A 472-nucleotide genomic window follows, 5' to 3' on the forward strand; every position below is an offset into this window, starting at 1 on the left:
GTCGCCGCCGACGACCTGCCCATCGACGTCGCCCCGCAGCCCGCCGATGCGCCCAACGCCGCGCCCCCTCTGCCCGTGTCCCCCGTCGCCGACGCTGAAGCCGATGCGAAGGCGCGTCGAGCTGCGGCGGCACCGGTCGGCACGGCCGCCGCGGCGTCCGCGAAAGGCCGCGCGATCGAGGCCAGCGGCAAACAGAAAGCGACGCATCACTGGACGCTCCTGCGGCGCCTGCCCCGCGCGCTGTTGACCCTGGTCCTGCATTTCCTGCCGCTGGCGGTGTTCGTCGGCGCGGCGAGCGCGCTCATGTCGATCTTCACCGACGACGGCACGCCGCAAGACCGCGCGCTCGACTCGCTGGTCGACATCTACGTGCTGTGCCGCGTGATCGTGATAATGAGCGGCTTCTTTTTGCAACCCGCCGCGCCGCGTCTGCGGCTGTTGCGCATGAGCGATGCATGGGCCGTGTTCGTGC

General features: G+C 71.0%; 1 pseudogene. It reads left to right on the forward strand.

Annotation, left to right across the window (positions count from 1 at the left end):
- Positions 1 to 472, forward strand: a pseudogene (locus FQ755_RS13635) (mechanosensitive ion channel protein); the annotation flags it as partial.

Origin of the sequence: Paraburkholderia sp. BCC1885 (assembly GCF_900996235.1) — a bacterium.
In the GTDB taxonomy this organism is placed as follows: Bacteria; Pseudomonadota; Gammaproteobacteria; order Burkholderiales; family Burkholderiaceae; genus Paraburkholderia.